The 23,282-nt window shown below is 64.3% G+C and carries 22 protein-coding genes; 7 read left to right on the top strand and 15 right to left on the bottom strand.

The genetic code is table 11. The annotated features are described in order from the left end of the window. Window positions 1–66: 66 nt before the first annotated feature. From KZ498_RS16080 to KZ498_RS16070, 3 genes are read right to left on the bottom strand one after another with little or no spacing between them, the layout of a single operon-like run. Complete coding sequence (locus tag KZ498_RS16080; RefSeq protein ID WP_312620087.1) at window positions 67–1,134, bottom strand: ScpA family protein; 1,068 nt, start codon at window positions 1,132–1,134, stop codon at window positions 67–69. Continuing rightward, window positions 1,127–4,714, bottom strand: a complete 3,588-nt coding sequence (gene smc, locus KZ498_RS16075) for a chromosome segregation protein SMC (RefSeq protein ID WP_312620085.1) — start codon at window positions 4,712–4,714, stop codon at window positions 1,127–1,129. The genes KZ498_RS16080 and smc overlap by 8 nt, the downstream gene beginning before the upstream one ends. Window positions 4,715–4,735: 21 nt before the next feature. Next, window positions 4,736–5,038: a hypothetical protein gene (locus tag KZ498_RS16070; RefSeq protein ID WP_312620083.1), complete on the bottom strand. Its 303-nt coding sequence runs from the start codon at window positions 5,036–5,038 to the stop codon at window positions 4,736–4,738. 140 nt (window positions 5,039–5,178) lie between these two features. Here KZ498_RS16070 and gatB point away from each other — a divergent pair, with 140 nt between their 5' ends. Next, window positions 5,179–6,696 carry an Asp-tRNA(Asn)/Glu-tRNA(Gln) amidotransferase subunit GatB gene (gene gatB / locus KZ498_RS16065; RefSeq protein ID WP_312620081.1) on the top strand — a complete coding sequence of 506 codons (1,518 nt, stop codon included), beginning with the start codon at window positions 5,179–5,181 and terminating at the stop codon, window positions 6,694–6,696. A gap of 60 nt (window positions 6,697–6,756) precedes the next feature. Here the strand turns inward: gatB and KZ498_RS16060 are convergent, their stop codons facing one another. Both KZ498_RS16060 and KZ498_RS16055 read right to left on the bottom strand, forming a co-directional pair. After that, complete coding sequence (locus tag KZ498_RS16060; RefSeq protein ID WP_312620079.1) at window positions 6,757–7,086, bottom strand: hypothetical protein; 330 nt, start codon at window positions 7,084–7,086, stop codon at window positions 6,757–6,759. A gap of 119 nt (window positions 7,087–7,205) precedes the next feature. Then, the gene (locus KZ498_RS16055) at window positions 7,206–7,763 is read right to left on the bottom strand and encodes a hypothetical protein (protein ID WP_312620077.1); all 558 of its coding nucleotides are present in this window, start codon (window positions 7,761–7,763) and stop codon (window positions 7,206–7,208) included. A gap of 223 nt (window positions 7,764–7,986) precedes the next feature. On the opposite strand from KZ498_RS16055, the gene KZ498_RS16050 reads away from it, so the two are divergent. Both KZ498_RS16050 and KZ498_RS16045 read left to right on the top strand, forming a co-directional pair. Continuing rightward, a complete protein-coding gene (locus tag KZ498_RS16050) occupies window positions 7,987–10,512 on the top strand; it encodes a DNA topoisomerase I (RefSeq protein WP_312620075.1) in 2,526 nt (841 codons plus the stop codon). A 43-nt stretch (window positions 10,513–10,555) separates the two neighbouring features. Further along, the gene (locus KZ498_RS16045; protein WP_312620073.1) at window positions 10,556–10,954 is read left to right on the top strand and encodes a PPOX class F420-dependent oxidoreductase; all 399 of its coding nucleotides are present in this window, start codon (window positions 10,556–10,558) and stop codon (window positions 10,952–10,954) included. 14 nt (window positions 10,955–10,968) lie between these two features. Here KZ498_RS16045 and KZ498_RS16040 read toward each other — a convergent pair whose 3' ends face one another. The 3 genes from KZ498_RS16040 to KZ498_RS16030 all read right to left on the bottom strand — a co-directional run bounded on the left by KZ498_RS16040 (window position 10,969) and on the right by KZ498_RS16030 (window position 12,103). Further along, a complete protein-coding gene (locus tag KZ498_RS16040; protein WP_312620071.1) occupies window positions 10,969–11,160 on the bottom strand; it encodes a hypothetical protein in 192 nt (63 codons plus the stop codon). Beyond that, window positions 11,157–11,558 (bottom strand): Rieske 2Fe-2S domain-containing protein, encoded by a 402-nt coding sequence (locus tag KZ498_RS16035; RefSeq protein ID WP_312620069.1) that lies wholly within the window; start codon window positions 11,556–11,558, stop codon window positions 11,157–11,159. Before KZ498_RS16035 ends, KZ498_RS16040 begins: the two co-directional genes overlap by 4 nt. Window positions 11,559–11,626: 68 nt before the next feature. Next, window positions 11,627–12,103: a hypothetical protein gene (locus KZ498_RS16030; protein WP_312620067.1), complete on the bottom strand. Its 477-nt coding sequence runs from the start codon at window positions 12,101–12,103 to the stop codon at window positions 11,627–11,629. Between the two features lie 152 nt (window positions 12,104–12,255). Here KZ498_RS16030 and KZ498_RS16025 point away from each other — a divergent pair, with 152 nt between their 5' ends. The 3 genes from KZ498_RS16025 (at window position 12,256) to KZ498_RS24715 (ending at window position 14,275) form a co-directional block, all read left to right on the top strand. Beyond that, window positions 12,256–12,969, top strand: a complete 714-nt coding sequence (locus KZ498_RS16025) for a phosphoglycerol geranylgeranyltransferase (RefSeq protein ID WP_312620065.1) — start codon at window positions 12,256–12,258, stop codon at window positions 12,967–12,969. Window positions 12,970–13,411: 442 nt separating this feature from the next. Further along, the gene (locus KZ498_RS16020) at window positions 13,412–13,822 is read left to right on the top strand and encodes an ester cyclase (RefSeq protein ID WP_312620063.1); all 411 of its coding nucleotides are present in this window, start codon (window positions 13,412–13,414) and stop codon (window positions 13,820–13,822) included. Between the two features lie 18 nt (window positions 13,823–13,840). Next, window positions 13,841–14,275: a nuclear transport factor 2 family protein gene (locus KZ498_RS24715; RefSeq protein WP_396276138.1), complete on the top strand. Its 435-nt coding sequence runs from the start codon at window positions 13,841–13,843 to the stop codon at window positions 14,273–14,275. A gap of 157 nt (window positions 14,276–14,432) precedes the next feature. On the opposite strand, the gene KZ498_RS16015 is transcribed toward KZ498_RS24715, so the two are convergent. Continuing rightward, window positions 14,433–14,921 (bottom strand): Lrp/AsnC family transcriptional regulator, encoded by a 489-nt coding sequence (locus KZ498_RS16015; RefSeq protein WP_312620061.1) that lies wholly within the window; start codon window positions 14,919–14,921, stop codon window positions 14,433–14,435. A 257-nt stretch (window positions 14,922–15,178) separates the two neighbouring features. On the opposite strand from KZ498_RS16015, the gene aspS reads away from it, so the two are divergent. Continuing rightward, window positions 15,179–16,483 carry an aspartate--tRNA(Asn) ligase gene (aspS, locus tag KZ498_RS16010; RefSeq protein WP_312620059.1) on the top strand — a complete coding sequence of 435 codons (1,305 nt, stop codon included), beginning with the start codon at window positions 15,179–15,181 and terminating at the stop codon, window positions 16,481–16,483. Between the two features lie 257 nt (window positions 16,484–16,740). Here aspS and hop read toward each other — a convergent pair whose 3' ends face one another. From hop to KZ498_RS15980, 6 genes are all read right to left on the bottom strand, one after another. Further along, on the bottom strand, window positions 16,741–17,571 hold the full coding sequence (gene hop / locus KZ498_RS16005; RefSeq protein WP_312620057.1) for a halorhodopsin: 831 nt from the start codon (window positions 17,569–17,571) through the stop codon (window positions 16,741–16,743). 143 nt (window positions 17,572–17,714) lie between these two features. Next, window positions 17,715–18,476: an aldo/keto reductase gene (locus KZ498_RS16000; protein WP_312620056.1), complete on the bottom strand. Its 762-nt coding sequence runs from the start codon at window positions 18,474–18,476 to the stop codon at window positions 17,715–17,717. A 68-nt stretch (window positions 18,477–18,544) separates the two neighbouring features. After that, window positions 18,545–18,904, bottom strand: a complete 360-nt coding sequence (locus KZ498_RS15995) for an ArsR family transcriptional regulator (RefSeq protein WP_312620161.1) — start codon at window positions 18,902–18,904, stop codon at window positions 18,545–18,547. A 157-nt stretch (window positions 18,905–19,061) separates the two neighbouring features. Further along, a complete protein-coding gene (locus tag KZ498_RS15990) occupies window positions 19,062–21,833 on the bottom strand; it encodes a PAS domain S-box protein (RefSeq protein ID WP_312620055.1) in 2,772 nt (923 codons plus the stop codon). Between the two features lie 124 nt (window positions 21,834–21,957). Then, entirely contained in the window at window positions 21,958–22,563 is a 606-nt protein-coding gene (locus KZ498_RS15985; RefSeq protein ID WP_312620160.1) for a hypothetical protein, read from the bottom strand. Window positions 22,564–22,580: 17 nt separating this feature from the next. Continuing rightward, on the bottom strand, window positions 22,581–23,222 hold the full coding sequence (locus KZ498_RS15980) for a hypothetical protein (protein ID WP_312620054.1): 642 nt from the start codon (window positions 23,220–23,222) through the stop codon (window positions 22,581–22,583). Between the last annotated feature and the right edge of the window lie 60 nt (window positions 23,223–23,282).

Below are 23,282 nucleotides of genomic sequence, written 5' to 3'. Positions count from 1 at the left end.
TTAGGGTTCGACCCGTTTGAACCTGTTTGCTGGCCCACTGCGCCCACGGGGTCGCGGCCGACCCGGTCAGTCCGCGACGGCCTCGTCTGACCCGGTCGCAACACTGGGGTCCTGTATCCAGAGGTCGCCAAAGAGGTCGTCCTGCTGGAGCTGGACCTGACCGCGGTGGGCTAAAAAGAGCAGCCCGAGGAACGTCTCGACGCGGGTCCCGCCGGCGGTGTCGACCTCGCGGTACAGCACCTCCTCGCGGCCCTGGTCGTACTGCTCTCGGACGGCGTCGTGGACGTCGGCGATGATGTCGTCGATGTTCTCGGCGTGGGCCGTCCCGGTCACGTCGGCCGCCGACGGCTCCTCGTCGAGTCGCATGTCGTCGGCCCCGCGGTAGTCCAGTTCCTGGGTCCCGCGACCGAACCCGCTCGGGGAGTCGCTGGTGTCGTACTCGCGGGACTCCTTCCACCACGACTCGCGCTCGGCGTCACGGAGGTCGTGGACGAGTTCGTCGAGCGTCTGTGGCATCCCGCGGGCCCGCCGGCGTTCGAGCCGGCGGTCCATCTCCGACTCCAGTGCGGCGAAGGGGTCCGGCTCCTCGATGGGCGCGTCGTCGCTCATCGCCTGCTCCCAGGGCTCGACCGGGTCCTCCTCGTCGTCGCCCTCGCCGAGCATCGCGTCGCTTTTCATCCGGATGAGGACGCTCGCGTAGAACAGCGCCCGGCCCGACGTGCGCAGGTCCGCGTCGTCGATTCGCGCGAGGAACTTGTCGGTGACCCGCACCACGTCGATGTCCCACGGGTCGATTTCGCCGTCGTCGGCTAACTGGACCAGCACCTCGACCGGTTCGACGTTCTCGTCGTCGCTGTCGTCGGCAGTCTCCGCGTCCGTAGAGTCGTCCGCCGTGCCCGGGTCGTCGCCAAACAGTGCCGCCGCCTCTCCCGACTCGCCGGGTGAGTCGCGGTCCTCGTGGCCGGTGATGTTCAGCGGGATGTCCTCGTCATCGGCATCGTCTCGCGGGTCACTGCGTTCCCCGCTCGACTGTTCCGAGGGCCCTCCGTCGCGTTGCTCCTCCGTCTCGCGGGTCGCGTCGCTCCCCGCTCGCGAGTCCGAGCCGCGTGACGGCTCGCTCCCCTCGCTAGTCATCAGCAGGCACCTCCTCGTCACCGTCGCCCTCGCCCGAGAGGTCGATGCCGGTAACCGCACTCACATTGTCGCCCTGCATCATCACGCCGATGGCCCGCTCGGACCGTTCCAGCATAGCCGAGCGGTGCGAGACCACGACGAACTGGGCGTCACCGGCGAGTTCGTCAACCAGTTCGCCGACGAGGTCGGCGTTGGCCGCGTCGAGGAAGGCGTCGACCTCGTCGAGCGCGTAGAACGGCGCGGGGTTGTGCCGCTGGATAGCGAAGATAAAGGCCAGCGCGGTCAGTGACTTCTCGCCGCCGGACATCGCGTTCAGCCGCTGAATCGGCTTGTCACCGGGCTGGGCCTTCATCGTCAGCCCGCCCTCGAAGGGGTCGTCCTCGTCTTCGAGGTGGAGGTGGCCGGTGCCGTTCGAGAGCCGCTCGAAGATGTCCTGGAACTGGTCGTTGATCTCCGTGAACGAGTCCATGAACGTCTCCTTCTTGCGCGCCTCGTAGGTGTCGATGCGGTCCCGGATTCCGTCGGCCTCCTCGACCAGCGTCGCCTTCTTGGCTTCGAGCTCCTGCAGGTCGTCGTCGACACGGTCGTACTCCTCGATAGCGCGCATGTTGACCGGCTCCAGCTTCTCCATCTCCGTTTCGAGCCGGTCAATCTCCTGCTCGACCGTCTCGTGGTCGGGCACGTCCTCGGGGTCGTAGTCGCCGACCTGCGCGTCGAGCTCGTCTATCTCCCACTCCAGACGCTCCCGGGTTTCCTGCTCGGATTCGAGGTCTCGCTCGACCTCTGAGACGGCGGCCTGTTGCTCGTCGCGTGCCTCCTTGGCCTCCTGCAGGTCGGCTTTCAGGTCCTCGCGTTCGGACTTGAGTTCGGCCAGCTCAGCTTCGAGGTCGGCGACGGCCTGCTCCTTCTCGGTTTTCAGCGCCTGTTTCTCGGCGACCGTCGCTTCGAGGTCGTCGATGCGCTCCTCGTGGTCGGCCTTGCGGTTCTGTGCCGCCTCGATGTCGTCGTGGAGGTCCTCGATAGCGTCCTCGGCGTACTGCTTTTCGAGTTCGTACTCGTTGAGTTCGGCGTCGAGTTCGCCCTGGCGGTCCTCGAGGGCGTCGATGTCGTCCCTGATGGACTCGCGCTGGTCGGTCAGGTCGGGAAGCTCGGAGTCCTCGACCTCGGCTTCGAGGTCGTCGATGTCGCTCTGGAGCGCGTCGATCTCCTCGGTCTTCGATTCGATGTCGGCCTCCAGTTCGTCCATCTGGTCGGCCACGTCCTCGCGCTCCGCGGCGATCTCTTCGAGGTCGGCTTCCAGCTGCTCGATGCGGTCGCGGGTGTCTTCGAGGGCGTTCTGCTTGCGCTCGATGCTCGTCTCGATGTCCCGGACCTGCTCGGTGGCGTCGGACTCGCGGTCGCGGGCGTCGTCCAGGCGCTCCTCCACGTCGCGCAGGTCCTCGCGCACGTCCGCCCGTTCGTCTTCGAGTTCGTTGATGCGCGTGGCGACCCGTTCGAGCTTGCCGGCGCCGCCGGAAAACGAGTAGCGCGTGCCCGAGGAGGAGCCGCCGGTCATCGCGCCGGACTTCTCGACGAGGTCCCCCTCGAGGGTGACCATCCGGTAGTCGCCCATCAGCTCGCGGGCGGTGTCCATGCTGTCGACGACGACGGTGTCGCCGAGCACGTACGAGAAGATGCCCGCGTACTCGCGGTCGAAGTCCACGAGGTTGTACGCGAAGTCGATGACGCCGTCGGCGCCAGGAAGCGAGCCCAGCGAGCGGTTCTGCATCTGCGTTATCGGCAGGAACGTCGCCCGGCCGGCGCTGCGCGATTTGAGGTACTCGATACAGCGCTGGCCGACGCTGTCGTCGTCGACGACGACGTGGGCGAGCCGCCCGCCCGCTGCTGTCTCACAGGCCGTGGCGTACTCCGGGTCGACACCGCCAAGCTGGCCGACGGTGCCGTGGACGCCGTCCCGGCCGGCGCTGAGAATCGCCGACACCGCGCGGCCGTACGAGGAGTCGCCGTCCTCGCCGGCCTTGGCCTCTAGCTGGGCGTACTCCTGCTGTTTCGCGCTGATCTCGTCTTCGAGGTCGTCCAGGTCGGACTGGAGTTCGCGCTTCTCGCCGCGCAGGTCGTCGACGACCTCGCCGATGGTCGCCTTGTTCTTCCGGGCTTTCTCCAGTTCCGTCTCCAGGTCCTCGATGTCGGCTTCGAGGTCGGGAATCTCGGCCTCGGCCGCCTCGATGGCCGCGCGCTTCTCGTCCTCGGCGTTCGAGCGCCGGCGGGCCTCGTCGAGCAGGCGGTCCTGCTCGCGCTGGAGGTCGTTCTTCTCGCTTTTGAGCGTCTCCAGCCGCGAGCGGTTCTCCTCCAGTTCGTCCTTGACCTCCTGGAACTCCTCGCCGACCTCGTCGATGCGCTGCTTTACCTCGGCGAGTTCGGACTCCTTCTCGGCGATGTCGGCCTTGACGTTGGATTTCGCGACCTTCGTCTCGCGGATGTCGCTCTCGAGGTCGTCGATGGTCTCCTGCTTGCGGTCGATCTGGACGAACGCCTGCCGGCGCTCGTTCTCGGCGGCCTCGACGGTCTCCTCGGCGGACTCGATCTTGTCCTCCAGCCGGGAGATGTCGCCCTTTATTTCCTCGATCTCGCGCTTGATGGCGAGCTGTTCGTCCTCGCCCTTGCGCTCGATTTCCCCGTTGAGTTCGTGGAGTTCGTCCTCCAGTCGGATGACCACCCCCTGGCGCTCGTCGAGTTCCGTCTGGAGGTCGGTGAGTTCGGTCTCGAGGTCGTCGATGGTTTCCTCGACGGCCGCCAGTTCCTCGCGCTTCTCCTCGAGTTCGGCGGCCTTGCGGTACCCCTCGTACTCCTCTTTCTCGTCGCGGAGGTCCTGATATTTGAGCGCCGTCTCGCGCTCGTCTTCGAGCTGGTCGAGTCGCTCCTGTTTCTCCTCGATGCGGAGTTCGGCCTCGTCGATGCGCTCTTGTACGACCTCCAGCTCGTCGAAGGCGTCGGCCTTCTTCGCGTCGAACTGGGCGACGCCGGCGATCTCGTCGATGATCTCCCGACGGGAGCCAGCGGTCATGTTGATTATCTCGGTCACGTCGCCCTGCATCACGACGTTGTACCCCTCCGGCGTGACGCCGGCCTGGGCGAGCAGGTCCTGGATGTCCGAGAGGTTGACCGAGCGCCCGTTGATGTAGTAGTAGGAGTAGTAGTTGTCCTCGGTCTCTTTGACCCGACGCTTGATGGCGATCTCGTCCACGTCGCCCACGTCCTCCGTGCCGGCGGCGTTGACGACCTGTGAGCGTGACAGCGTGCGGTCGTCGTTTGCCAGGATTACCTCGACGCTGGCCTGCCGTTCGCCGTCGTACTCGGCGTCTTCGTCGGCGTGGCCGGGGTTGTAGATGAGGTCGGTGAGCTTCTCGGCGCGGATACCCGAGGTGCGGGCGAGCCCGAGCGCGAACAAAACTGCGTCGATGATGTTGGACTTGCCCGAGCCGTTCGGGCCGCTGATAGTGGTAAAGTCTTCGTAGAACGGGATTCGGGTCTTGCGCCCGAAGCTCTTGAAGTTGTCGAGGACGAGCTCTTTGATATGCATGCGGTGGTGTGGCCGACAGCCCTACGCGACGATGATGTCGGACTCCGAGTCCTCCTCGGTCTCGGCCTCCGACGCGGCCTCGGCTTCCTCCCTGTTATCACCCTCGTTGGTATCCTCGGTGTTAGGTGTGTCGGCCTCCGCTGGAGTGGCGGCCGATTCCTCCGAGTCGGGTTCTTCGGCGCTGAATCCGTTGTCCTCGTCGACGGTGGCTTCGAGTTCCCGGATACGGACCTTGCATTCGACGAGTTCGTCGGTCAGTCCCTCGACCGACGCTTCCAGTTCTCTGACGCGCGTTTCGAGTTCCTCGACTCGGTTGCCGCACATATCCGTTACCCATCCATTCTGGACACTTATACCTACGTCAGACATTGGCATCTCGGTTGATACGTCCGCTCCGGTGGGTCGAGTCGCCGGACACGTACAGGGTCGTTAGCCTTTAGCCACGCGCCACCGAACCCCGGACAATGACTGCACAAGCGTCCGAGTCCCGCGAACTCGCGGCCGTCATCGGGCTGGAGGTCCACGTCCAGCTCGAGACGGAGACGAAGATATTCTGTGGCTGTTCGACCGACGTGGCCGACGCCGAACCCAACACCCACACCTGCCCGGTGTGTCTCGGCCTGCCCGGCGCGCTCCCGGTGGTCAACGAGGGCGCCGTCGAGGCCGCCGTGAAGGTCGGCAAGGCTATCGACGCCGACATACCGACGGAGACGACGTTCCACCGGAAGAACTACTACTACCCCGACCTCCCGAAGAACTTCCAGATAACGCAGTACGATTCGCCCATCTGCCAGGACGGCGAACTCGAATTTTCCGTCGAGAGCGAGCGCCGAAGCGTCGACATCCGCCGGGCGCACCTCGAAGAGGACCCCGGTTCGATCAAGCACGTCCGCGAAGGGACCGGCCCGCTCGAGTCCCGGACCTGCTCCATCGAGCGCGCGGACTACACGCTCATCGATTACAACCGCGCCGGGACGCCGCTGATGGAGATCGTCACGGAACCGGACTTCCGCGCGCCGGGCGAGGTCCGGTCGTTCCTCGAAAAGCTCGAGGAGGTACTGGAGTACCTGGGCGTGTTCGACGCGACGCGGGACGGGAGCCTCCGCATCGACGCCAACCTCTCGATGGTCGAGGCGGGCGAGGTGGACGACGCCGGCGACATCGACGACAGCGTTCTGGAAGACGCCAACCGGACCGAGGTCAAGAACATCTCCAGTCACAAGGGCGCGGAACAGGCCCTCTCCTTCGAAGCCTCCCGCCAGCGCAAGCTCATCCAGTCGGGACGCGCCGTCGAGCAGGAGACCCGCCACTTCAACGAGACCCATGGCAACACGGTGTCGATGCGCTCGAAGGAGGAGGAGAAGGATTACCGCTACTTCCGGGAGGCCGACCTGCCGCCGCTGCGGGTCAGCCACTGGAAGGACGAGGTCCCCATCCCGGAACTGCCCGACGCCCGCCGCGAGCGGTTCGTCGAGGAGTACGGTCTCAGCGAGGAGGCCGCCTCGAAGCTCACGAGCACCAAGCAGGTCGCGGACTTCTTCGAGGACGTGACCGAGCGCTTCGACGCCGACCTGGCCGCGACATGGGTCGCCGACAACCTGCTGGGCGAACTGAACTACCGCGACATGGCCATCACCGACATCGACGACCGCTTCGACGAGGTGACCCGGCTCGTGGCACTCGTCACGGAGGACGAAATCACGGCGAAAAACGCCCGCGAGACCGTGCTCCGGGAGATGCTCGACACGGGCGAGGACCCCGACACGGTCGTCGACCGCGAGGGACTGGGGAAGACCTCCGGCGACGAGGTCCAGCAGGCTGTCGTGGACGCCATCGACGAGAACCCCGACGCCGTCGAGGACTACCACAGCGGCGAGGACGGCGCGATCAACTTCCTCGTGGGCCAGGTCATGCAGAAGACCGGCGGGAGCGCCGACCCGGGCGACGTGAACGGGTTGTTGCGCGAGGAACTGGAAAGCTAGATAGGGTCCGCTACTCCTCTGGACACATCGAGGGCGAGCGGGTCGTTCTGAAGTCGTCGCCTACGGCCAGCCGTCCGGCAGTTCATCGGCGTGGTTCTCGAGCAGGTCGAGCATCGGTTCGATTTCGTCGAACCGCTCACCCCGTGACACTTCGTCGGCATCTCTGTCCCAGTTGATGTACGCTAAACTGGCCAGACGCGGGAGGTCGTCGTGGCGGAGTTCGGTTTCTGTACTCCGGGCCCTGGTGCCTCTGGGCAGAAAGTCGACGACTGGCCGCGGACTACTGTGTTTCAGCATGAACAGAATCATTCTCCGACGGCGGGTAAACAAAGCCTCAAACACTCGGTCCATCCCTGTCTCCCATATCACGTCCGGGATAGAATCTTCCATTCTGTAACAAGAAGCACACTACTGATAATAAATGTCACGATAACACTGCTCACGGGCCGGAACGACCACGAATTTCACGGGTGTTTTTAAATCGAGACGCCGTCCCGATATCCGCTCCCTCAAGTCGCGTCCTGCGACTCGTTCGATGCGTTCGATTCGACGCTGTCACGCCGCTCGTCCGGAATGATGGCCGGGTCTTTCCACAGTAGCGTCACGAATATCGCGGCGGCGAGCGCTTCGAGCGTTTTGACGGCGGATTCGGTCGGTTCAGTGTCGAAGTGGTCCAGTATCAACAGCGCGGTGCTCCCGCCGTGGTGTCCGCTGCCACCCGAGGACGGTGCGGAGAACCCCTCCACGAGGAAGGCCCCGTGCCCGGTGGCGTGCCAGAACACCCAGGCGGCGATAGAAGCGACCATGAGGACTGTTCCGGCGATGTACGCGTTACGCAGGCCGACGGAGCCCCGGGTGATGAGATACGGGCCGGCAAACAGCAGTGCGGCGAAGGCGACAAACAGGAAGGGCCGGGGGTCCGGCGGGAGCCCCTGTCCGAGGAGCCCCTCCATCGCCTGCGCGTAGATGATACTTCGCGGGAGTCCCCACCAGAGGTGAAACGCCGCCGTCGCGAAGACGAGTGCGGCGGCGGTTCCGCGGAGTAGTCTGGTCGTCCGGCGGTCCATACCCGCAGTCGGGGTGGCAGTGACAAGAGTGCGTCGAAAGGGTGAGTGCCGCCGTGGCCGGCACCAGCGCGGGACCGTGCCGGAGTGGTAATGGGCTACCTCCGCGCGAGCGCGAGCGGCCCCGCAAGCGCCCGCACACCCGCGCTGTCACCTGATTTTCCCGAAAGCCTTTAGAACAACTGACTCCGTAGCGACGGGTAATGACAGAGACAGGTGGTGTCCGATGCGACTGATTATCACCGAGAAGGACAACGCCGCTCGCCGCATCGCGGAGATCCTCTCGGAAGGAGGGGCGTCCGCGAGTCGGCACAACGGCGTCAACGTCTATCGGTGGGGGAACACCCGCGTCGTCGGCCTCTCGGGCCACGTCGTCGGCGTCGACTTCCCCGCGGAGTACAACGACTGGCGCGACGTGGAGCCGGTCGAACTCATCGACGCCGACGTGACGAAAGAGCCAACCCAGGAGAACATCGTCACGACGCTCAAGGAACTGGCGCGCGAGGCCGACGAGGCCACCATTGCGACGGACTACGACCGCGAGGGGGAACTCATCGGCAAGGAGGCCTACGAGCTCATCCGCGAGGAGACCGACGCGCCCGTCGACCGCGTCCGCTTCTCCTCGATCACCGAGCGGGAGGTCCGGGACGCCTTCGCCAACCCCGACGACATCGACTTCGACCTGGCGGCCGCCGGCGAGGCCCGCCAGATTATCGACCTCGTTTGGGGGGCTGCGCTCACTCGCTTTCTCTCGCTTTCGGCCCGCCAGTTGGGCGATGACTTCATCTCCGTGGGCCGGGTCCAGTCGCCGACGCTGAAGCTCATCGTCGACCGCGAGCGCGAGATCCAGGCCTTCGACCCCGAGGACTACTGGGAGATATTCGCCGACCTCCAGAAGAACGGCTCGGAGTTCGAGGCCCAGTACTTCTACGACGACGACGGCAAGGAGGCCGAACGGGTCTGGGTCGAGGACGACGCCGACGGCGCCTACGCCGACCTGACGAGCGTCGACGCGGCGACGGTGACGAGCGTCCGCCGCCGGACCCGCACCGACAGCCCGCCGACGCCGTTCAACACCACCGCCTTCATCTCCGCGGCCAGTTCGCTGGGCTACTCCGCTCAGCAGGCGATGTCCATCGCCGAGGAGCTGTACACCACCGGTTACATCACCTACCCGCGAACGGACAATACGGTCTACCCCGACGACCTCGAGGAGGACGCGCTGCTCGACGAGTTCGTCGGTGCAGGCACCTTCGGCGAGGACGCCGAGGCGCTGCTGGAGCAGGAGGACATCACCGCCACCGAGGGCGACGAGGAGACGACCGACCACCCGCCCATCCACCCCACGGGCGAGATTCCGCCGAAGGTCGACCTTTCCGAGGACGAGTGGGAGATCTACGAACTGGTCGTCCGGCGCTTCTTCGCGACGGTCGCCGAGGCCGCCACGTGGGAGCACCTCCGGGTCGTCGCCGAGGCCGGCGGCCGCTCGCTGAAGGCCAACGGCAAGCGCCTGGTCGAACCGGGCTACCACGCCGTCTATCCGTACTCAAGCGCCAGCGAGAACCACGTCCCCGACGTCGAAGAGGGCGAGGAACTGGCCATCTCCGAGGTTCGGATGGAGGCCAAGCAGACCCAGCCGCCCCGCCGCTACGGCCAGTCGCGGCTCATCGAGACCATGGAGGATAAGGGGTTGGGGACGAAGAGCACGCGCCACAATTCAATCGAGAAACTGTACGACAGAGGCTACATCGAGGGCGACCCGCCCCGGCCGACGACACTGGCGATGGCCGTCGTCGAGGCCGCCGAGGAGTTCGCCGACCACGTCGTCAGCGACGAGATGACCGCCCAGCTGGAGTCGGACATGACCGCCATCGCCAACGGCGAGGAGACGCTCGATACGGTGGCCGACGAGTCCCGCGAGATGCTCAAGCGCGTGTTCGAGGAGCTGCGCGATTCCCGCGAGGAGATCGGCGAGCACCTCCAGGAATCGCTGAAGGCCGACAAGACGCTCGGCCCCTGTCCCAAGTGCGGCGAGGACATGCTCGTCCGGCGCTCGCGCCAGGGGTCGTACTTCGTCGGCTGTGACGGCTTCCCCGAGTGCCGCAACACGCTCCCGCTGCCCTCGACCGGCGAGCCGCAAGTGCTCGAAGAGCACTGCGAGGAGCACGACATGCACCACGTCAAGATGCTCGCCGGCCGGGACACCTTCGTCCACGGCTGTCCGCGCTGCGAGGCCGAGAAGGCCGACGAGAGCGAGGACGAGGTCATCGGGCCGTGTCCGGAGTGTGGCGTTGCTCCGGAGGAGCAACGAGGCGAAGGCGGCGAAGCCGCCGAAGCGGAGGGCGGAGAGTTGGCTATCAAACACCTCCGGTCGGGCTCCCGGCTCGTCGGCTGTACGCGCTACCCCGACTGTGACTACTCGCTGCCGCTGCCCCGCAACGGTGACATCTCGGTGACAGAGGCGTTCTGTGCGGAACACGACCTGCCGGAACTGGTCATCGACGCCGACAGCGACGACCCCTGGGAGCTGGGCTGTCCCATCTGCAACTACGAGGAGTACCAGGCCCGCACCGCCGTCGAGGACCTGGAGGACCTGAACGGCATCGGCTCGGCGACCGCGGAGAAGCTCGGCGACGCCGGCGTCGACTCGCTGGCGGCGCTCCGGGAGGCCGACCCCGACACCGTTGCCACCGAGGTTCAGGGCGTCAGCGCCACGCAGGTCCGGGACTGGCAGGACGAACTCGAAGCCTGACGCCGCCGGTACCATTAATCGTCGCGCAGGACTGCCCGCAGGTGTGCCATCCATTCCATCGGAGTTCCACGACCTGTTCGAGAAAGCGACGTTCGCACACGTGACGACGATGACGCCGGACGGCAAGCCACACGCCACCCCGGTCTGGGTCGATTACGACAGCGACGACGACCGCCTCTTGATAAACACCGAGCGCGGCCGTCGGAAGGCGCAAAACGTCGAGTCCGACCCGACCGTCGCGGTGAGCATGACCGACCCGGAGAACCCGTACCGGTTCCTCTCGGTGACGGGCGAGGTCGAGGAAGTGACCACAGAGAGAGCGCGCGAACACATCGACACGCTGGCGAAGCGGTACATGGGCGAAGACGAGTACCCGAACCCGATTCAGACCGAGCGGGTCGTCCTCCGCATCCGGGCTGACGAGGTCCGGACCGGCGGCTGAGTGGTCCCCCGCGGTCAGTCGGCGACGAACGTCACGCCGTCACAGACCGGACACTCGACGGCGTCCGCGTTGTCGGCCGTGACCGTGTCGACGGCACCGTAGACGACGGCATGTGTCACCGGCTCTGGTATCTGGCGCTCACAGAGCGGGCACTCGACGACGCCTGCCCGCAGTCGCGCCCTGTCGATCCTGTGGCCGGTGGTCACAGCTGGAGATGGGAGGTCGGGCCCGGGCCGTCGTCGTCGTCGATACCGCCCGCGTGGGCGAACGTGTAGTCGTCGTCCGTGAGGAACACGTCGCCGTGGGTCTCCGATATCTCGACGCCGGGGAGTGTCGTCCCCGCGGCGTCGCCGTTGTCGCAGTCGCCCTCACAGGCGTCGAACAGCGAGCCGTGCCGGGGACAGATGAGCTGGCCCGCCCGCATCGGGACGCCCCGCCCGGTGTCGAACCGCTGTGCCTCGTGCGTACACCGGTTCACCCACGCCTCGACGCCGTCAGCACAGGGAACGAGAACGACTTCCTCGAGGTCGCCGTAGGGGTCTTCGGCGGTGAACAGCCACGACCCGTCCTCGTGGACCGTCTCGACAGTGGTAAGTCGCTGCACGGGCGCCGTGTTGGGCCGCCGCCCGTATCAGCGTTGTCGTGGGGCGCATCGAACGGCGAGCCACGCGGTCACTCGCCGGTCTCCGCCGCGATGAGGCGGACCAGCGCCGTGACGAACACCTCGAACAGTCGCCAGACCAGAACGCCACTGACGACGAGAACGGCAAGGGCGATGGCGACGAGCCAGAGGAGGAGGCCGAACTGCAACTCGGTGAGCAGTCCCGTCGCCAGTCCGACGACGAACCCCCCGACGAAGAGGCCGCCAGCGCCCTGGAGACAGCGGCGTTGCCAGCGGTCGAACGCGAGCGCGTCCTCGGCCCCCAGAAGCGATGGCAGGGCGATGCCGAGTCCGGCACCACCCAGGGCGAGTATGAAGAAGATGCTGCCGAACAGATACGAGAGCCCGCGGACGAAGCCGTCGCCGGACGACGACGCTGTCGGCATCGTCGAGAAGGAGTACAGCACTGCCACCGTGACGACAGCGCCCGTGAGAACGAGCACGGCCCGGATAGCAGTGACAGCGTACCGGCGCTTGTCCGTCTTCATTGTCTGACGATTGTAACATAGCCATCATAAATCTTCGGAGATACACGAGTGAGACCAGATCCAGTCGGGCGCTCCGGGCAGGGTTCCCAGCACGACCCGCTGTGATGGGTGTATCCGAAGCGGTTATACGGCCACGCGCAAGTCTGGCAGGTATGAGCGACTGGGCGGACTGGGACCACATCGTGAAGATAGACCCCGACAAGACGCTGGTCGACGGAGAAACGTTCGAAGACGTCGCGGCGACGGGGACCGACGCCATCGAGGTCGGCGGGACGACCGGGATGACAGAGGAGAAGATGAAACGGGTCGTCGACGCCTGCGGGAAACACGACATCCCCGTGTACATCGAGCCGTCCAACCCCGCGTCCGTCGTCCACAGCGACCGTCACGACGGCTATCTCATCCCGGTCGTGATGAACGCCGGCGACGTGGCCTGGATAACCGGTGCCCACAAGGAGTGGATCCGTATCGACGACGATATCGACTGGTCGCGGACCTTCACCGAGGCCTACATCGTGATGAACCCGGAGGCGTCGGTTGCGTCCTACACGCAGGCCAACTGCGACCTCGACGCGGACGACGTGGCCGCCTACGCCGAGGCCGCCGAACACCTGCTGGGGCAGGAGATTATCTACGTAGAGTACTCGGGGACCCTCGGCGACACCGACATCGTCGCCGCCGCCGCGGACATCCTCGACGACGCCACGCTGTTCTACGGCGGTGGCATCCACGACTACGAGTCCGCCCGCACCATGGCCCAGTACGCCGACACCATCGTCGTCGGTGACCTCGTCCACGACGAGGGCGTCGAAGCGGTTCGCGAGACAGTGAAGGGCGCGAAGGACGCGACGGCGACGGTCAAGTAGCTAGACCGCCAGCTGTTCGAGCAGTCGGCCGACGACGCCACCGGGATGGCGTTCCGTGTCTACTTCCATCGACGCGTGGTCGCTTGCTTCGATTGCCGACAGCGCGGTCCCGATGTAGGTTGACGCGGAACGAAAGTCCCTGATACCGATACCAGGCTAATATCTGTGTCACGACTCTGATTCTTCTATTACTATAATCTCATATACCTAACACTTATCATCAGCACTACCTACATTTCTTGTGTCTGTCGCACAATGTTGCGACGCGCCAGTCTTCGCGAGGTTACGACGGGCGACAGAGGAGGAGATATCACACATAACCGCGTATCCCGAACTTCACGGTTAACAACCACTACATCAAATAAAACGATGGTGTTCTCTGCAGAGCAGTAGGGAAGCTACATCGAGGTAGTGGGGTGGACGCCTGCGGAGGGAACTACCAATGAGCACAACGACCGATATACACCCCGCGATTGCACGGGCCGCAGAGGCGTTTAACGACCACGATGTGGATGGGTACGTCGCTGAATTCGCCGAGGAGGGGACGTTCTTGGATCCGGTACAAGACGATGAACTGACGAAAGCCGAAATCCGTGGGTACGTAACCAAAATGTTAGAGGCGTTCCCGGACGTTCGGATCGAAGAAGAACGGGTCATTGCATCGGATGACGAAACCGCGATGGAAGCGACGTTTCACGCCACTCATAAGGGCGAATTTGACGGCATCCCCCCAACAGGCGAGACGGTCGCCGTCCCTTTTGTGTCCATCATCACGGTCTCGGACAACGGGATCACATCGTGGCGAGATTACTGGAATCAAGAGGCCTTTGCCGAGCAGATTGGACTGGAATAACTAACGAAGGAAAATCCGATGACAAAAAATGCACTATCGGACAGAGCATTTCGAGAAGAAGTCGGCCTGCGATACATTCGCTTGTTCACCCAACCACGACCATCTGAGGAGCTACAATCAACGATAGACGAGCTTGTCGCAGGTGATCATATTACGTATCACACAAGTTGGGGAACCCTTCTCGGTCGTAACGCGTTGAAAGAGTATGCGGAGATGATCCAGAAGGCATTCCCCTGCCTTTCGTTTGATATAGATCACATTGCGAGTTGCGATGACACAATGTACTGTCAGTGGAACGTAGACGAGACACATTTCATTCAACGCACCAACTCACTTGCGCCTGAAGCCGGCCGAAGGGTGATGACTGTCCGATTCATGCACGATCGTATCATCAAAACATGGCAGCCCTGTGACCCCTGGTTGCCGCTTTGGTCGGACCAACACATTCCGTAGAAGCTAAACAAGCAAGAATCCAGGCCGGACTGATTGAGAATATCCACGCTTCAAATCTGGACAGCAAGTCTGTATAACTGTCATTTTCACTGATGAATAAATCCTCTATATTCAGCACGACAGTTGTATCAGTTCTTGAGGGTTTCAACAGAACCTACTATTTAGCGTCCGCATCGGCGTCGTCCCCGAACTGGTGGAACGGCCGGGTGTACTCGTTCCGGATGAGGTCCTCGTCGACGACCTCCAGTCCGATGTCGTTGAGGTCTCTGCCGATGCGGCTCAGGTCGTTTCCGTCGGTTCCGACCACCTCGACGTGGACGTTGTCGGCCCCGGTCATGACCTCCCGGATGGCGACGACGCCGGACACGTCAAGTGCCCGCTGTGCGATCTCCTCGCGCTCGTGAATCGGTGCGGTACAGACGATGAGTGTGTGGAGCTGATACCCCGCGGCCTCGTAATCGACGTCGACATCGTAGCCGACGATGACGCCTGCCTCTTCGAGTTTGTTGATACGGTTCCGGACAGTTCGCGCAGAGACGTCCAGCGATTCGGCGATCTCGCTCGCCGAGGTGTGTCTCGCGTCCTGCTGGAGCGCGTAGATGATGTTCCGGTCAAGGTCGTCGATGGGATACTCCTCGTCGGCCATAGCGGCTGTTTTGACGGCAGTCAGTACAAAGGTTCAGGATACGGAATCCGGTCAGCATGTCGACTCGGCACGCTCTCCATCCGGTTCACGGGTCGCAGTGCACCCAGTTCGCCATACCGAGGTCCGTCGCGGTGCTCATGGCTCGCTGCTCACGGTTCACTTCGTTCACCGTTCGCCATACCGAGGGCCGCTCACTACGTTCGCGCCCCTCGCCTCGAAAGACTGTTCTTAAGTTACGCCCACAAGAACCAACGCCCATGGAAAACCGAACCTACACGGCGGACGCAGCGCCGGGCGACACGGTCACCGTCGCCGGCTGGGTCCACGAGATCCGTGACCTCGGTGGCATTGCCTTCCTTATCCTTCGAGACACCACCGGGAAGATACAGGTCAAGTTCGAGAAAGACGAGATGGACGACGACCTCGTCGACACGGGACTGGGCGTCCAGCGCGAATCGGTCATCTCGGTCACCGGCGACGTCGAGGAGGAGCCACGCGCCCCGACCGGCGTCGAAGTGACGCCCGAGTCGGTCGACGTGATCTCCGAAGCCGACCCCGAACTGCCGCTGGACCCCTCGGGGAAGGTCGACGCCGAACTGCCGACCCGACTGGACAACCGGACACTCGACCTCCGCAAGGAGGAGGTCAAGGCCATCTTCGAGATCCGCGCCGAAGTGCTGCGCTCGGTCCGCGAAGCGTTCCGCGAGCTCGACTGCACGGAGATCAACACGCCGAAGATCGTCGCCACGGGGACCGAAGGCGGGACCGAGCTGTTCCCCATCACCTACTTCGGACGCGAGGCGTTCATGAACCAGAGCCCGCAGCTGTTCAAGCAGCTGATGGTCGGCTCCGGGCTGGAGCGTGTCTTCGAGATCGGCCCCATCTTCCGCGCCGAGGAGCACAACACGCCGCGGCACCTCAACGAGGCCACCAGCATCGACTTCGAGTCGGCCTTCTACGACCACACCGAGGCCATGGACGCCTGCGAGCACGTCGTCCAGTCCGCCTACGAGGGCGTCGCCGAGAACTGCGAGGACCAGCTGGAAGCGCTCGGCCTCGAAGACGAGTTCGCGGCTCCCGAGGGCGACTTCCCGCGGCTCACCTACGAGGAGGCCCTGGACCGCATCAACGCCACCGGCAAGCTCGACGAGCCGCTGGTCTGGGGCGACGACCTCTCGACGGAGGCCGAACACGTCCTCGGTCAGGAGGTCGGCGAGCACTACTTCATCACCGACTGGCCCAGCGAGATAAAGCCGTTCTACATCAAGGACCACGACGACGACGAGGAGGTCTCGACCGGCTTCGACATGATGCACCCGTCGATGGAACTGGTCTCGGGCGGCCAGCGTGAACACCGCTTCGACCAGCTCGTCGAAGGGTTCGAACAGCAGGGGCTTGACCCGGAGGCCTTCGAGTACTACACCAAGATGTTCAAGTACGGCATGCCGCCCCACGCCGGGTGGGGACTGGGCGGCGAGCGCCTCATCATGACGATGCTGGGGCTGGAGAACATCCGAGAGGCGGTTCTGTTCCCGCGAGACCGACAGCGTTTGTCCCCCTGAGACAGCGCTGTTCATCTCGAGCGGGAGCTTGTGAGACGTTCCCAGCGAGTCGACCAGTGTCGTCGGCTCGCCGTGGCGAGCCGACTGCAGGCGATTCCGTAGGAATCGCCCCGTTCCCGCGAGACCGACAGCGACTTTCTCCGTAGATGCTCACCGTCTTGCAGCGGTTCGAGACAGACAGCGCCTGTCTTCCTGAGACGGCGGAGGTGGAAACCAAACGCCGTTCCGGTCTCAAAACGCCGAGACCGACAGCTTGCTCAGTCGTCTGCGGGCGCAGCGCCGCCGGAGCCGAAACTCGCCCCGGCCTGAGAGACGGTGCCTTCGTTGGCGGCCACCCAGCGCAGCAACAGGAACGCGAAGACGTACTTCGCGAGGATGTCCAGCCCGGAGTAGCCCCACGAGGTGACGCCGACGCTCAGGAGGGCCACGCCTTCCGAGCCCAGCGCCCACAGAATCGGGTAACCGAGCCACAGAACGACTGTCAGGAGCTTCAAGGTCCCGAATATCTCGCCCGTCCCGGCGGCCTGTGCGTCGGCCGGCCACTCGACGAGCAGGATGTACAGCACCGCGAGGAAGAACGCACAGCTGATGCCGTAAAACACCCAGCGAAGCAGGTGCGAGGAGGTGATCAGCGCGGCCGCGAGGCCGGTCACGCACATCCCGATGTCCATCGTGATGGCGGTAAACAGCGACGAGATGTCAGCGTCGGCCAGCAGACCCAGCGCCAGGAGAATCATCGGTGTCGAGAACGTCCAGGTCAGGTAGCGCCCCCACGGTGACAGAACCTCCTGGCCAGCGAGGGCGTGGCCGGCCGGCATTTCGAGGATACCTACCGTCAGCCCGGAGGCCAGGCCGGCGTAGCTGGAAATCGAGACCAGCGGAACCAGCAGGGTCGCCACCCAGATGAGTTTCGCGCGGGAGGACTCGATGTCTCGACCCATGAAGACGAACAGCAGTATCGCAAGCCCGGCGAGGGCGATGTTCACCCATAGCGACGAGTTCAGGAGGAAGTTCGACTGTATCTCCTGGAGTACCTCTGACTGTGACGCCTGGAGTAGTGTCGTTGCGGTGGTACTGGCAGCTGTCATACATTCCATATAGGAAAGGACTACTTAAGACCGCTTGGCCAAACAGTATCGGTCTCGGATGTATATTCGAACTTCGGAAACCGGCGCGCACGCTCAGGTAGTGACACGGACAGCGGACGGCCGCTCGACGCTAGAGGGGGAACTCACTCCGGGAACAGTTCTTCCTCGCGTTCGATAGCTTCGATACGTGCGATCTCGGCGTCGGTCAACTTGAGGTCGGCGGCGGCGAGGTTCGCCTCGAGATGGGGCCGAGAGGACGCCTTCGGAATCGTGACGACGTTGTCGTAGCTGGTCACCCAGGCGATACTGACCGCGGCCGGCGACGTATCGTGCCGGTCGGCGATGTCGACGATGGTCGGTTCCTCGAACACGCGACCGCCGGCCAGCGGTGAGTACGCGACCAGCGGGTAGCCGTGTGCCTGGGCGTCGGAAAGCAGTGGTTCGCGCCAGAACAGCGGATGGAACTCGACCTGGTGTGTGGCAATCCTGTCGAGGTACTCGCGCGCGACAGCCAGCTGGTCCGGCTCGAAGTTCGAGACCCCGACGCAGCTGGTCAGGCCTGCCTCGCGGACAGCCTCGACAGCGGGCAGCGTCGTTTCGGGGTCGTAGTCGCCACGCGGGCGGTGGACGTACAGGAGGTCCACGGCGTCGAGGCCGAGTCGGTCCAGACTCGCTTCTGTCGCCGGGCGGACAGCGGTCGCCCCGAGCGCGTCGACCCAGAGCTTCGTCGCGACGGTCAGGTCGGTCCGGTCGGTGTCGGCGGCAGCGATACCCGCGCCCACCGTGCGCTCGTTGTCGTATATCTGTGCGGTGTCGAGATGGCGGTAGCCACAGTCGATGGCTGTCCGAACGACAGCCCCGTCCTCGATACCCATCGTGCCGAGTCCGACCGGTGGGAGGTCCATGCTTTCGGGTTCGAATCCCAGTTAAAAAGCGGTAGCGTCTTCGAGAGGCCACATCCCCCCAGATGCAGTCAGAACTCGGTGCGCTGTGTGACCGCCTGTGCGTGGTCGGCCCACTTTTCGACGGTGGGCGACCCCCAATATTTCACCGCGTCGCTTCGCTCGTCGTAGTCTATGAGTCCGGCCCGGTGAAGCACCGGCAAGTGCTCCTCTTCGAGTTGCGTTCGGATGGTCGACGGTGACGTGTCCGCTTCGCCGACTGTGCTCGCGCTCCCACGGTTCGAAATCGCCGCGGCCAGCGCCGTAACCTCGGCGGCAGTCTGGTCGCTGCTCGCGAAGTAGCGACAGACGGCACGCCGCCGCCAGTCCGCCAAAGCCTCGAACACGTCGTCGACATCCGCCGTAGACAGTGTTCTGTTCGACGGCGTCATCCCACACCACTGGTCGCTTTGTGGCCCTCCATTCCGTTGGTTGCTCATTGACGCGCGTAAGAATAACCACACCCATGACAATCAGCGCTGTACCTAGGAGGCTAGGTGAGTGCCGAAAACATCGGGTAGAGACGGTAATACCATCAATCAGTTCACATTATTGGCTGTCAAAAACCGCATCGATGAGGTTGCGCTGCGCTCGCCGGAGGTGCTGATGGAGCGTCGGCGACGCGATACCGAGCGACTCCGCGAGTTGTTCTGCGTTCGTATCCCGAGGCCAGGCGTAGTAGCCGGTCAACAGGGCCGTACGAAGGACCTCCTCTTGCCGGTCCGTCAGGTGGTCGCGTGGCTCCGTCTCGGCGGCGACCGCACCTCGGTCCTTCTCTCGCTCCTGTTTCGCGGTCAGCGTGAACTCGGGGGCACACGTCTCGAGTGCCTCGCGAATCGCCCGGGAATCGGCGTCAATCGGCGCCTCGGCAGTTATCGAGATGGTCCCGTCCTCGACGACCATTTCTCGGCACTGCGCACCGACATCCAGCAGGAGCGACTGGATAGTTTCCGCGACCTGCAGTTCAACGACACCTCCGTCGTCGTCCGCACGAACGACCCGCGACCCGAGAAACTCCGGGTGAGAGCGGAGACGGTCCGAAACCGCATCGGCCGAAGCCCCACGAACGGAGAGATACAGGAGATGGTTCGTGCCGATATCGACAGTCCCGACCTCTTCCATCCGACAGCCGAGCGCGTTCGCGACCGAAACAAGGGGGCTGTCAGGGCTCCCCGATTCGAACGTCAGTTCGAGAGCGGTGTCGTGGGACAACAGCTGTCTGTTCTGGACCGCGGTGAGCGCATACCCGACCATCTCCCCGAGAACGGCGAAGCTTTCGATGATTCGGCCGCTGAACGCCGCCGGTCTGTCGGCGTAGATGCAGAGAACACCGTGGACGACGTCCTCCTGGGCCAGTGGAATCGCCGCGACGGACGCGAACCCGTGCTCGCTGGCTATGGCCCCACCCCGGTCGAACTCGTCCGCGTCGTCACAGTCCTCTATCGTCTGGACTCTCCCCGTCACGAGCGCCCGTTCGCTCGGCCCCTGTCCAGCCTCGGTATCGGCGATGAGGTCGTCGAGGACGCCGTCGTCGCGGCCACTTACCGTCTTCGGCACGAGGTTGTCGCTTGCGCCCGCCCGCTCACCGATCCACGCGAGGCTACAGAGGCCAGACTCGACGATGCGGTCACACACAGTCTGTGCGATTTCCTCGCGCGTCGCTGCGCCGCTAACCGCGTGGATGAGGTCCTGGATGAGCATGTTGACCCCGTTGAGCGTCACCAGTTCGTCGCGCTGTCGTTCGATCGCGTTCTGGCGTTTCCGCTTTTCCGTGATATCCTGGTGGATGCCGACTGCCCGGACCGCCTCGCCGTCGTCGTTTCGCTCGAACACCTTCCCGATGTCGCGAATCCACCGCCAGTCCCCGTCTTTCGTCCGCATTCGGAATTCGCACTCGTAGAGCTCGGTTTCGCCGGATTTCAGCTCTTCGAGCGCCCGTTCCGCGTGGTCGATGTCGTCCGGATGCACGAGGTCGGCCCACGTCTGGTAGTGGTGGTCCAGCTCGTCCGTGGTGTACCCGAGCATCCCGGTCCAGCGCTCGTCGAAGGTGACGTCGCCGGTTTTGGGGTTCCAGTCCCACACACCGAGCTCCGCGCCCTCGATCGCGAAGTTCAATCGCTCCGTCATCTCCTGGTACTCCCGCTCGCGCTCACAGCGTTCCGTGATGTCCCGGGCGACGCCGAGCAGTCCGCTGTAGTTGCCGTCTTGGTCACGGATCAGCGTGTAGTTGATAGACAGCGTCCGCTCGGTGCCGTCTTGCCGACAGAACGTCAGGTCGACCGTCGTACTCTCTCGTGCAGGCGTCTCCAGCAGCCGTTCGACGGTCGCCTGTCCCTTCGAGAGTTCGCCGGCTGCGAGGACCGTCGAGGCGTGTTCGCCACACAGCTCAGCCGGCTCGTATCCGAGGGTGGCCGCAAACGACTCGTTACAGAAGTCGATGACGCCGCGCTCGTCGAGCGTGTAGAGCCCGTCCTGTGCCTGCTCGACGAGGAGGTCCAGCAGTGCCGCACGGGCATCGCGCCGGGCGGTTTCGGTGACATCTCGCAACAGGACGAGCGTGAGTCCCCCCGCAGCGTCCGGTAGCCGATAGCCGTGTCGGAGGAGATACTGGTCGCGTTCGCCACTGGGAACCCGGACGGAAACCGGCTCTGTCGGGGACTCCCGGAGCCGCTGTAGCTGTCGACGGCCGCCGGGCGTGTCGGGCAGTGCCGCCGCCATGACCTCGTAGAAGCCCTCGACGGAGCTGGTGTCGTCGATTCCGTCGACGAACGCCGACACGGCTTCGCTCGACCACTGTACCGTCCCGTCGTCCGCCAGCAGGACAGCGATCTCGTCCACGTCGGCACGCGACTCGATTCCGGACAGCGCATCCCGGAGCGCTGTCTCGCTTCTATCGACCGACGCCGAGACGAGACTGACGATCTTCTCCGCCAGAAACGTCACCTGTTCGCCCGCGTCCTGTTTCTTGACGACAGTCTCCGCATCGTCGAAGACAGTATCAGCGCGGTCCGACCCAGTGGCCTCGGTGTAGAGGACGACCGGATAGCGGTCGTTCGACACCAACGGGGCCGGGATGTCGTCCAGGCCGGACGGGTCGAGGACGAGACAGGAGACTTCCGTCGAGGCGGCAGCCTCCAGCGCGGCGTCTGTCGTTGCCACGCTCGTCACCGACATGTCGGCGCTGTGGTCCGACAGGGCCGCGTGTACCTGCCGACGTGCTGTCGGGTCGGAATCGAGATACACGACGTCGATGTCTCGACCGGCAGCGTCGGTCTGGCTCGCTCCCGCAAACGCTATCTCGTCGCGGTCGTTCCCGATCATCACCCTGGTATGCTGTCCAGCAGTTTATCGAGACGTAATAATCGTTCGGCGGCGACAGAGGATTCTTGACAGTGAGACTGTGTGTTCGACGGCCACGCCGGCGGGTCCGGTGGGACGCCCGCCGTCAGTCGAGAACGAACAGGCGCTCCCGGAGGGTCTCTGCGACGTCGGTGAGGTGGGCCTGTCCGAACGCCGCGACCAGGAGCGCCCCGAGGGAATTGAACATCGTGTCCCGGACCGTGTCGTCGAGGCCGTGCTGGGCCAGCGGCATCGTGACGCCCGTTTCGGTGGCGACGATGTCGAGCGCGAACTCGAACAGTTCCCAGATCACCCCGAAGGAGAGCACGACGACGAAGATGTACACGAAGAAGACGCGCGGGGGGATGTGAATCGAATCGTTGTGGAGGTCTATCGTCCGGGCCGTCGTGTATCCGAACGCGGCGATGAGTGAGGCCGACACCGCGTGGGTGAGGTGGTCCCACCAGCCGACCTGTCCGTAGAGCCCGGCCGAACCGAGCGTGTGCAGGAACACCGCAGTCGTAATCCAGAGGGCGAGCCACGGGTCCAGTGCGAGATTGTAGTTCCGCCGCATCACCGCGGGGAGGAACGTGACGAGCAAGCCGACAGCGCCGTTCGTAATCGGCTTCGGCCGGCCGGCAACGACACCGTAGCCGACCAGCGCGAGCAAGACGAGCTGCATCGCACGGGTGATCAGTCGCTGGTTCCGCATCGACGGCCGGGGCAGCCTCATCGTCTCACCGTCCGCCGGATGGCGCGCCAGAGGCGGCGGTCCCGCCGTCGGAAGTAGCCATCGAACAGGACACCCGCGGCGAGCCCGGCGAGTGTGACGTACAGCCACTCCGTCATCAGCGCCTCGTTGTCCGTGAGATACGCGGTCCCGAGAAACCGGTCGGCGTGCCACCGGAACACCGTCCAGGCCGCCACTGCGGCGAGTGTCGTCAGGACGACGAGGCAGATGGCGAACCAGTGTGTGAGCGTCAGTTCGGTGAACATGTGCAACTCGACGATGACGAGCAAGGCCAGCGCAGCGAGCGAGAGATAGGTGGCGAAGGTTCCGACGGTTCCGCCGACGAGGCCGCGGGCCAGAATCGGGAGCAACGCGAGAACGAGCAGCTCCCAGGGGAGCATCACGCGCCACTCGCGGAAGGCCACCGGCGGCACGAGAACGACGAAGCCGACGACACCGACGAACAGTATCCACTGGTAATCAGCCCCGAGGACGCTTTCGACGAACACGGCCGTGAGAATCGCAACGAGCACCCACGCGATGAGTGCGTTGGTTCGCCCGTCACGGAAGAGCTTCTCGAACGTGTCATCGAGGTCGAGCGTCCCGAGAGTCCCGTCGGGACGGCCGGAACCGTCACTCATTGCGTCGAACTGTGGCACGACGGAGAATAAACCCAGCGACGTGTTTATACCGGCTACAGT

This window comes from Haloarcula sp. 1CSR25-25, assembly GCF_032027985.1.
In the GTDB taxonomy this organism is placed as follows: domain Archaea; phylum Halobacteriota; class Halobacteria; order Halobacteriales; family Haloarculaceae; genus Haloarcula.
Note: the sequence above shows the minus strand (reverse complement) of the source record. Positions and strands in the feature narration are given on the sequence as shown.

What these genes read in the sequence shown, in the direction of transcription:
- smc (WP_312620085.1), bottom strand. Translation starts at nt 4,714, where the DNA reads ATGCATATCAAAGAGCTCGTCCTCGACAACTTCAAGAGCTTCGGGCGC.
- KZ498_RS16070 (WP_312620083.1), bottom strand. Translation starts at nt 5,038, where the DNA reads ATGTGCGGCAACCGAGTCGAGGAACTCGAAACGCGCGTCAGAGAACTG.
- KZ498_RS24715 (WP_396276138.1), top strand. Translation starts at nt 13,841, where the DNA reads ATGACAAAAAATGCACTATCGGACAGAGCATTTCGAGAAGAAGTCGGC.
- KZ498_RS16055 (WP_312620077.1), bottom strand. Translation starts at nt 7,763, where the DNA reads ATGGACCGCCGGACGACCAGACTACTCCGCGGAACCGCCGCCGCACTC.
- KZ498_RS16000 (WP_312620056.1), bottom strand. Translation starts at nt 18,476, where the DNA reads ATGGACCTCCCACCGGTCGGACTCGGCACGATGGGTATCGAGGACGGG.
- KZ498_RS15980 (WP_312620054.1), bottom strand. Translation starts at nt 23,222, where the DNA reads ATGAGTGACGGTTCCGGCCGTCCCGACGGGACTCTCGGGACGCTCGAC.
- KZ498_RS16060 (WP_312620079.1), bottom strand. Translation starts at nt 7,086, where the DNA reads ATGGAAGATTCTATCCCGGACGTGATATGGGAGACAGGGATGGACCGA.
- hop (WP_312620057.1), bottom strand. Translation starts at nt 17,571, where the DNA reads ATGACAGCTGCCAGTACCACCGCAACGACACTACTCCAGGCGTCACAG.
- KZ498_RS15995 (WP_312620161.1), bottom strand. Translation starts at nt 18,904, where the DNA reads ATGACGCCGTCGAACAGAACACTGTCTACGGCGGATGTCGACGACGTG.
- KZ498_RS16080 (WP_312620087.1), bottom strand. Translation starts at nt 1,134, where the DNA reads ATGACTAGCGAGGGGAGCGAGCCGTCACGCGGCTCGGACTCGCGAGCG.
- aspS (WP_312620059.1), top strand. Translation starts at nt 15,179, where the DNA reads ATGGAAAACCGAACCTACACGGCGGACGCAGCGCCGGGCGACACGGTC.
- KZ498_RS16050 (WP_312620075.1), top strand. Translation starts at nt 7,987, where the DNA reads ATGCGACTGATTATCACCGAGAAGGACAACGCCGCTCGCCGCATCGCG.
- KZ498_RS15990 (WP_312620055.1), bottom strand. Translation starts at nt 21,833, where the DNA reads ATGATCGGGAACGACCGCGACGAGATAGCGTTTGCGGGAGCGAGCCAG.
- KZ498_RS16030 (WP_312620067.1), bottom strand. Translation starts at nt 12,103, where the DNA reads ATGAAGACGGACAAGCGCCGGTACGCTGTCACTGCTATCCGGGCCGTG.
- gatB (WP_312620081.1), top strand. Translation starts at nt 5,179, where the DNA reads ATGACTGCACAAGCGTCCGAGTCCCGCGAACTCGCGGCCGTCATCGGG.
- KZ498_RS15985 (WP_312620160.1), bottom strand. Translation starts at nt 22,563, where the DNA reads ATGCGGAACCAGCGACTGATCACCCGTGCGATGCAGCTCGTCTTGCTC.
- KZ498_RS16025 (WP_312620065.1), top strand. Translation starts at nt 12,256, where the DNA reads ATGAGCGACTGGGCGGACTGGGACCACATCGTGAAGATAGACCCCGAC.
- KZ498_RS16020 (WP_312620063.1), top strand. Translation starts at nt 13,412, where the DNA reads ATGAGCACAACGACCGATATACACCCCGCGATTGCACGGGCCGCAGAG.
- KZ498_RS16015 (WP_312620061.1), bottom strand. Translation starts at nt 14,921, where the DNA reads ATGGCCGACGAGGAGTATCCCATCGACGACCTTGACCGGAACATCATC.